At 55.3% G+C, this 7,019-nt stretch carries 10 protein-coding genes; 3 read left to right on the forward strand and 7 right to left on the reverse strand.

The window, feature by feature from the left end:
- Window positions 1–292, reverse strand: a 292-nt coding sequence (locus tag T518_RS10700; RefSeq protein ID WP_036378566.1) for a transposase, incomplete at its 3' end; no start/stop codon positions are given.
- Window positions 293–367: 75 nt separating this feature from the next.
- Here T518_RS10700 and T518_RS12350 point away from each other — a divergent pair.
- Window positions 368–511: a winged helix-turn-helix transcriptional regulator gene (locus T518_RS12350; RefSeq protein WP_248617197.1), complete on the forward strand. Its 144-nt coding sequence runs from the start codon at window positions 368–370 to the stop codon at window positions 509–511.
- A 237-nt stretch (window positions 512–748) separates the two neighbouring features.
- Here the strand turns inward: T518_RS12350 and T518_RS10710 are convergent, their stop codons facing one another.
- The 4 genes from T518_RS10710 to T518_RS10725 form a co-directional block, all read right to left on the reverse strand.
- Entirely contained in the window at window positions 749–1,882 is a 1,134-nt protein-coding gene (locus T518_RS10710) for a S1C family serine protease (protein ID WP_036378823.1), read from the reverse strand.
- A gap of 261 nt (window positions 1,883–2,143) precedes the next feature.
- Window positions 2,144–2,839 (reverse strand): DUF542 domain-containing protein, encoded by a 696-nt coding sequence (locus T518_RS10715; protein WP_036378824.1) that lies wholly within the window; start codon window positions 2,837–2,839, stop codon window positions 2,144–2,146.
- A gap of 223 nt (window positions 2,840–3,062) precedes the next feature.
- Complete coding sequence (locus tag T518_RS10720; protein ID WP_248617198.1) at window positions 3,063–3,530, reverse strand: hypothetical protein; 468 nt, start codon at window positions 3,528–3,530, stop codon at window positions 3,063–3,065.
- A gap of 94 nt (window positions 3,531–3,624) precedes the next feature.
- Window positions 3,625–4,413, reverse strand: coding sequence for an ADP-ribosylglycohydrolase family protein (locus tag T518_RS10725; RefSeq protein ID WP_036378826.1), 789 nt, complete (start codon window positions 4,411–4,413; stop codon window positions 3,625–3,627).
- Between the two features lie 257 nt (window positions 4,414–4,670).
- Between T518_RS10725 and T518_RS10730 the strand changes: the two genes are divergently transcribed.
- Entirely contained in the window at window positions 4,671–4,895 is a 225-nt protein-coding gene (locus T518_RS10730) for a hypothetical protein (protein ID WP_036378827.1), read from the forward strand.
- Window positions 4,896–5,107: 212 nt separating this feature from the next.
- Here T518_RS10730 and tnpB read toward each other — a convergent pair whose 3' ends face one another.
- Together tnpB and tnpA are read right to left on the reverse strand one after the other, a co-directional pair.
- Entirely contained in the window at window positions 5,108–6,232 is a 1,125-nt protein-coding gene (gene tnpB / locus T518_RS10735; RefSeq protein WP_036378828.1) for an IS200/IS605 family element RNA-guided endonuclease TnpB, read from the reverse strand.
- Between the two features lie 4 nt (window positions 6,233–6,236).
- Entirely contained in the window at window positions 6,237–6,644 is a 408-nt protein-coding gene (gene tnpA, locus T518_RS10740; protein ID WP_036378830.1) for an IS200/IS605 family transposase, read from the reverse strand.
- A 184-nt stretch (window positions 6,645–6,828) separates the two neighbouring features.
- Here tnpA and T518_RS10745 point away from each other — a divergent pair.
- Window positions 6,829–7,019: helix-turn-helix domain-containing protein (locus tag T518_RS10745; RefSeq protein ID WP_036378832.1), on the forward strand; the 191-nt coding region annotated here is incomplete at its 3' end.

Below are 7,019 nucleotides of genomic sequence, written 5' to 3' on the forward strand. Positions count from 1 at the left end.
CACTACTCTCGCGACGACGGTAACGCTCGATGATGGCCGTCTCGAAGGGAACCCCTTTGAGTTTCGGCACCTTCAGCGTGACATTGCCTGAGCTGGTGTGCAGGTTCCGCGTGTAATGGCCGGAACGATAGCCCTTGCGCTGCTCCGTGCGCTCATACTTAGAAGCGTTGGTCAACTCAGCGGCTTCTTGGTCCAGCAGGTTGTTCAGCGTCTCTTCGACGCTCTGCTTGACCAGATCTTTCAATTCGGCTTTGATTACTTGCTCATTTAATTGTATAATGTTGTCAGACATGGATCTCGTCTCCTTTGCGTTTTTGTTTGGCGACTTAATTGTAACAGAGGACGAGGTCCATGTCGTTATTCTATTTTGCGAAAGATATTATACCTTATCCGCGTGGAGTACAGCCTGACGGAGATCGGCAGGAAGTTTGCGCCGGTGCTCGCGAGTATTGAGGCGTGGGGCTACGACTATATCGACTTCCTGCACGCCAATCGTCCGACGGCCAGCTGATGGTCTTGTGTCCGACTGCTGACCGGCGATGGCCGGAGTGGCGCCTGCCGACGGATGGAGCGCGTAGCAGTCGGCCTGTCGACTGTTGGCGCAATCACAATAAATAAAAGAGAGACCCGACTCGCCGGGGGATGGCGAGTCGGGCCTCTTTGTCTCTGGGGATGGAGTCGGGCGCAGCGAGGGGGAGTCGCTGCGTCCGACCGGGAGATGTATGGGAATGTTTCTTATTAGCGATTATTAGCGATTATCCTGCGGCATCTCTTCAAGCGTCAGGCTGGCCTTGCGCTCCTGGTTGCCGCGCTGGACGGTCAATTCAATCTTGTCGCCGACGCTGTGCTCGGCAATCTTGGCGCGCAGGTCGGAGACGCCCTTGATCTCTGCGCCGTCAATGGCGGTGATGACATCACCCTTGCGCAGACCTGCCTGATCGGCCGGGCCGCCGGGGACGACCTGGAAGATGTAGACACCTTTCTTGAGGTTCAGCTGGTAGCCGTAGCGCGCGGCGCTCTGCTGATCAAAGATGGAGACGCCGAGGTACGGGCGCGGCACGTAGCCTTTCTCCATGATAGCGGAGATGACGCTCTGCACGGCGTTCGACGGGATGGCGAGGCCGATGCCCTCGACGCCGTTGGCGACGATCTTGGCACTGTTGATGCCGATGACCTTGCCGTCCATGTTGACGAGCGCGCCGCCGGAGTTGCCCGGGTTGATGGCGGCGTCGGTCTGCACGAGCTTGATGCGCGCGTCACCGTCGCCGAGCGTGCGGTTGAGGGCGCTGACAACGCCGCTCGTCACGCTGCCCTGGAACTCAAGGCCCATCGGGTTGCCGATGGCAATGACGGACTCGCCGACGACCGTCGCGTCGGAGTCGCCGAAGTCGGCTGTCGGCAGGTTGCCGTCATCGACCTGCACGACGGCGAGGTCGGTGAGGGCATCGGCGCCGACGAGCTTGCCCGGCAGGCTGCGGCCGTCGGAGAGGGAGACGATGAGCTCGCTCGCGCCGTCGACGACGTGGTTGTTCGTCACGATGTAGCTCTTGCCGCCGTCGTTCTTGAAGATGACGCCGGAACCGACGCCCTGGCTCTCGACCGGGTTGTTGAAGAAGTCGCGCGCGACGGCCTTGTTGGTGATGCCGACGACGGACGGTCCGACGGCTGCGGCGGCGCGGACTGTCGGCGTGTTGCGCGCGTCGGAGAGGTTGTCGAGGTTGGCCTGCTGCGTCTGCTGGGCGTTGCTCGACGAGCTCTTGGCCGGAGTCGTCGAAGAGCCGAGCGAGCAGCCCGCGAATGTCGCCGCCGACAGCGCGACGGCCAGGGCGATGGCGAGTTTCTTGGATTTATTGGCATTCAGTTTCTGAAAGAACGATTTCATGATATTCCCTCCAATCAATCGGACAATCAGTCAATCGGACGAGTCGAAGGATTGGCGATGGCGATCGTTGCTAGTTGAGCCTTACGGCATCTCTTTGTTTATCTTGAGCATACGACGTCCAAAAGGAAATCAGCTGAAAAGAGGCAACTTTTTTCTCAGAATCCGATGCGTCCGACTGCCAGAAGGTCCGACATGCGCCTTTAGATGCGAGTCGCCCGTCCCAAAAGTCCAGTACTGGACTTTTCCGGATGGGCGACTGTATCACTGCTGTTCGGCGTACTCGGGGAAGGCAATGGAATTCTCTTTGAAGATATGGATGAAGATGTCATCGAAGAGGGCTTCCATCGTCGCGTAGGTGTGGCGGAACGTCGGGCAGGCGTCCTCAGGCGGCGTGAAGTTGTTGGTGAGCTGCTGGATTTCCTTGATGACGTCGCCTGCGCCCGTGTGCTCGTCCTCGAGCTGCTGGACGAGGTCGAGCGTCTCTTTGTCCGGGTGCGGATGCTGGCGCATCAGCGGGAAGACGAGCTGCTCTTCCTTGGCGAAGTGCTCCTCGAGCTCGGCCTTGAGGCCCGCGTAGAGGTGGTGGAGGTGCGTGAGCATCTCGCCGTGATGCGGGTAGTGGACGATGAGGATCTTGTTGAGAAGATCCTCCGTCTCGGCCATGAGGCGGCGGTCCGTGACGTGGTGCGTCGCCTCGAGGTCATCGAGCATCTCCGTGACCTTGAGGTCCTTGAACGACTCGATGTCCGCGTGCACATCCTTTGCCGCTGTCGGACGGGCCGCGACTTCGTTGAGCTCCGCGAGGAACTTCTCGACGTCCATGCCTTTCTCGCGAATGGCAATCGAGATGGCCTCGTGACCGCCGCAGCAGTAGTCGAGATGCAGGCCGTTGAGGAACCCAATCGTGTTCGGATGCGCCTTGACAACATCCGCGAGTGTCATATCCTTCGTGATCATACTATCGCTTCCTTTGCTATTTGTGCTATTCATGTCGTTACAGGGGGGGGCCAACCCGTTGTTCTTCGTTCTTGGAACATCTTCAGCATAGAGGAAAATGATAACTGTTTCTGTAACATCTGGTACAAAAAGCATTGCTTCGCCTATAACTGAAAAACAGGCATGTACCGCAGTTTTCCTGTGGCACATGCCTGTTTTTTGGCACGCAATGGATATGGATTTGTCAGTCCAGATAGCCCATCTCAATCTCGTCGACTCGGTTATTCTCAATCTCGAAGACGAGGCCGATGCTCTTGTCTTCGTCGCAGTAGTAGATGTACTTGTCCCCGCGGATTTTGTCGGGCTCGCCGTAGGCGGCCTTCACGGCGTCAAGGGTGGAGCCGACTTCGATGCCTGCGGCGGTCTTGATGCCATTGTGGCGGGAGATCTCGATGTGGCGTGCGTAGCCGTCTACGAACTTTAATTCAAAGGAATCGCCGTACTCGTATTCCGTGACCTCGCCGTTCCAGAGCGTATGGTGCTTCGTCTCCACCTCTGTCGGCGTGCCGTACACCTGCCGGACATAGTCCGCCGAAGCTCCGTATTCAATCCCACCGGCGACGAGTGCCGACGATGGGACTGCCGCCGCGCAGATTGTGGCGCTCATCGTCAGGACAGCACCTGCAGCCAGTGAAGGAATCCATTTTTTCATCATGATCATCTCCCTTTCTATGCATTTGGATAGAACAAAGTTTTGTTTTATTATACAGAATCTGTATGAAAACTGCATGGAATAGACGCTGCTCTCAGGCCGGGAAGGCTGCTTCAAAGGCTGTCGCGATGTCCTGCAATGGCGTGTCGAGGCGCTGCATGGCAGCTTCGCGCAAATCCTCGGGGATGCCGTAGTGGGCCTCGGCGAGGCTGCCAGCGATAGCAGCGATGGTATCGCTGTCACCACCAATCGAGATGGCATTGCGGATGGCGTCCTCGAAGTCCGTCGAGGAGAAGAAGGCGACGAGCGCCTGCGGAACGGAGCCCTGGCACGAGGAGCTGAACTCGTACGTCGGCCGGATCTCGTCGAGCGTGAAGTCCAGCGGGTAGTAGCGATCCTGTGCGAGCTCGTGCAGCTCCTTCATCGCCATGCCTTGGCGGGCATGGTAAATCAGGACGGCTACCACCTCGGCACCCTTGATGCCCTCCGGGTGGTTGTGCGTCACCGCTGTGACCGCGAACGAGAGCGCCTTGGCCTCATCTTCTGTGCGTGCCGCGAAGCCGGCCGGACTCACGCGCATGGCCGAGCCATTGCCAAAGCTGTTGTAGGGCGCCGGATGCTCACTCTGCAGCCAAGCCCGGAAGCCGCGGCCGTAGCCCGCCTTTGGGTACTTGCGCCCGAGCTCCTGCATCGCCGCCACCGCCTGCTCCGGCAAGTCCTCATACCCCGGCCGCGCCATGAGGATCGCCTTCGCCACCGCGAGCGTCATGATGCTGTCATCCGTCGGACGGCACTTCGGATGGAATAACGTAAAATCCTTGTGGCGGTAATTGTGCCACTCAAACCGCGAACCGACAATGTCCCCGATGATTGCTCCCATCATATGAATCACCAATCCTTTCTATGTCTTGCTGTTTGGTTCATCCTATCGCGTTTCTAAAATAAAATTTCGTCATATATGTTCCATAATCCTTTTTTGATGATGTGCATTCTGATTTTGTAACAGTAGTAACAGAAATGGCAGCGGCAAATCCGTATACTGATAACTGTAATAAGCAAAACAAGCAGGAATCTCGGGAAGATGGATGAAAGATACAAGGAACAGAAGTCACCCGAGCAAAAGAAAGGAATGTGATCACCATGGCTGACAAGAATGCATTTGTCCTGCAGGATGACTGCAGCTACTGCGGCGCACAGGAGAAGGAAGAACAGAAGGAACTCTTATACGAGTGCAGTAATTGCGGTACGCTCTACTGCGACAGCTGCGGTGAGGACAAAGGTTGCCCGAACTGCGGAGCTCCGTTCAGCGATTCGCATCCGATTGAGCCATTGGGTGCCAGCAGCTGGAACCCGAATCAGGGCTGACTAGATACGCAGTTGGACGTGTGAGATACTCTTGGGGCAACCACACCTGTCGGTCACACCAAGCACGACGGTAGCTACTTTGACACTCCCCATGCCTGAAGGCAGGGGATTCCTGGTTCGACAACCACTGCGCCGCCTCCGAAGAATTGGCGTCTTACACGATTTCCCCAAGCGTGAATTCCCGTGTGCCCCACGGTACACTTTATTCCAGTTTATGCCACTGTGGATTTATCTTCCAAAGCCTTGCACAGGATGTTCTTTGCAGCATTCACATCTCTGTCGTGATGCGTTCCACACTTCGGGCAATCCCATTCGCGAACACTCAAATCCTTTGTCAGTGGGTTCTGATAGCCACAAGCAGAGCATGTCTGACTCGACGGGTAGAACGTATCGACCTTGAGCAGTTCGCCACCGTGCAGTTCCGTCTTGTATGTGAGCTGGCGGAAGAACTCGCTCCAACTTGCATCGGAAACGGATTTCGCGAGTTTGTGATTTCGCAGCATTCCCTTGACATTCAGGTGTTCCACGGCAACCGTTTGGTTTTCACGGGCAAGCTGTGTGGACAACTTATGCAGGAAGTCCCTGCGGATGTTTGCGATGCGTTCATGCACACGAGCAACACGAACACGCGCCTTGTCTCGGTTCATGGACTTCGGCAACTTGCGGGAAAAGCGGCGCTGCTCTCGGCAGAGCTTGCGTTGGAGCTTCTTCAGCGGGCGTGGGGATTGCGTCACGTTGCCGTCGCTGTCCGAGCAGAATGCCCTTAACCCTACGTCGATACCGATCTGCTTACCACCGTTCGGCCGGAGTAAGGATTCTTTTTCCGTTTCAACGCAAAGGGAAATGAAGTATTTCCCTGACGCCGCACGGCGGACCGTGGCATTCAGAATCCTGCCCACGAACTCCCGACTCTGCTTGATTTTCACAAAGCCGACCTTCGGCAGCTTGATCCGATTGCCTTCGATACGGATGCCGCCGCTCTGGTTGCGCGTCCGGTAAGACTGGCTGTGGCTGCGCTTTGATTTGAAGCGTGGGTATCTTGCCCGCTTTGCAAAGAAATTCTCATAGGCATGGTCAAGATCACGCAGGGCTTCCTGCAACGCCATACTGTCAACCTCAGAAAGCCACGCGGTTTCCTCACGTTTCTTCAGGTCGGTGAGCAGCCTACTCGTCTTGACGTAGGTCAGCGGATTGCGGTTCACCTTCCATTCGTCGCGCCTGACCGCCAGGAAGTGGTTGAACACGAAGCGGACACAACCAAGTGTACGGTGGATGAGGATTTCCTGCGTCTTATTCGGATAGATGCGGAACTTATAGCCGAGCGTGTACGTTTCCATGCACTCACTTCCTTTGCGATGTTTTCTGGCTCTCGATATACTGCCTGACAATCTCAAGCGGCGCACCGCCAACTGTCGAGCAGAAATACGAATTTGTCCAAAGTGTTGGCAGTTTTGTTGTCAGCCAATGAAATTCTTGCCGAAGTATCCTTGATGTTTTGCCCTTGATTGTCTTTACCGCTTTGTGGATACCAAATTGTGGGTCAACCTCAAGCAGCAGGTGCACATGGTCTGGCATGATTTCCATTTCGATGACGTCAAAGTTATTTTCGTCAGCAATGGAATGTATGAGCTCCTTCAATCTCACGTCCACGCCATTCACGAGCACTTTTCGACGATATTTGGGGCAGAATACGATGTGATACTTACAGGAATACACGATATTGTGGTTTGAATGATATACTCTGTCCATACTTGTATTATACTACATATATCTAACTAATACAATACTTGAAGTAACTGTCCGCCTTCAATTACTTACGGATGGATTTACAATCTAAGTGCAACAGCTCCTAGACAACCAAATTAAAATGACACATAGACTTCTTTGCTATAATGGTGTTTGAAGAGAACTACCTATAACAAAAGGAGAGCCTATGTGCCACTACACACATCTTACACCATTTGAGCGAGAAAAGATACTCTTTTTTCTTGCTGAGGGCAAATCCATCACGGAGATTGCCCATCTGCTGAACCGGAGCAAGTCGACCATCTCGCGTGAGCTTCTCCGCAATGCGGCCCCTGCGGACCAGCCTATGTCGTACTGCCCGTTGACCGCGCAAGCGCT

Source organism: Mitsuokella jalaludinii DSM 13811 (genome assembly GCF_000702905.1).
GTDB lineage: Bacteria > Bacillota > Negativicutes > Selenomonadales > Selenomonadaceae > Mitsuokella > Mitsuokella jalaludinii.

Coding starts and splice junctions, on each gene's coding strand:
- T518_RS10710 (WP_036378823.1), bottom strand. CDS start 1,882: ATGAAATCGTTCTTTCAGAAACTGAATGCCAATAAATCCAAGAAACTC.
- T518_RS10715 (WP_036378824.1), bottom strand. CDS start 2,839: ATGATCACGAAGGATATGACACTCGCGGATGTTGTCAAGGCGCATCCG.
- T518_RS10720 (WP_248617198.1), bottom strand. CDS start 3,530: ATGAAAAAATGGATTCCTTCACTGGCTGCAGGTGCTGTCCTGACGATG.
- T518_RS10725 (WP_036378826.1), bottom strand. CDS start 4,413: ATGATGGGAGCAATCATCGGGGACATTGTCGGTTCGCGGTTTGAGTGG.
- T518_RS10730 (WP_036378827.1), top strand. CDS start 4,671: ATGGCTGACAAGAATGCATTTGTCCTGCAGGATGACTGCAGCTACTGC.
- tnpB (WP_036378828.1), bottom strand. CDS start 6,232: ATGGAAACGTACACGCTCGGCTATAAGTTCCGCATCTATCCGAATAAG.
- tnpA (WP_036378830.1), bottom strand. CDS start 6,644: ATGGACAGAGTATATCATTCAAACCACAATATCGTGTATTCCTGTAAG.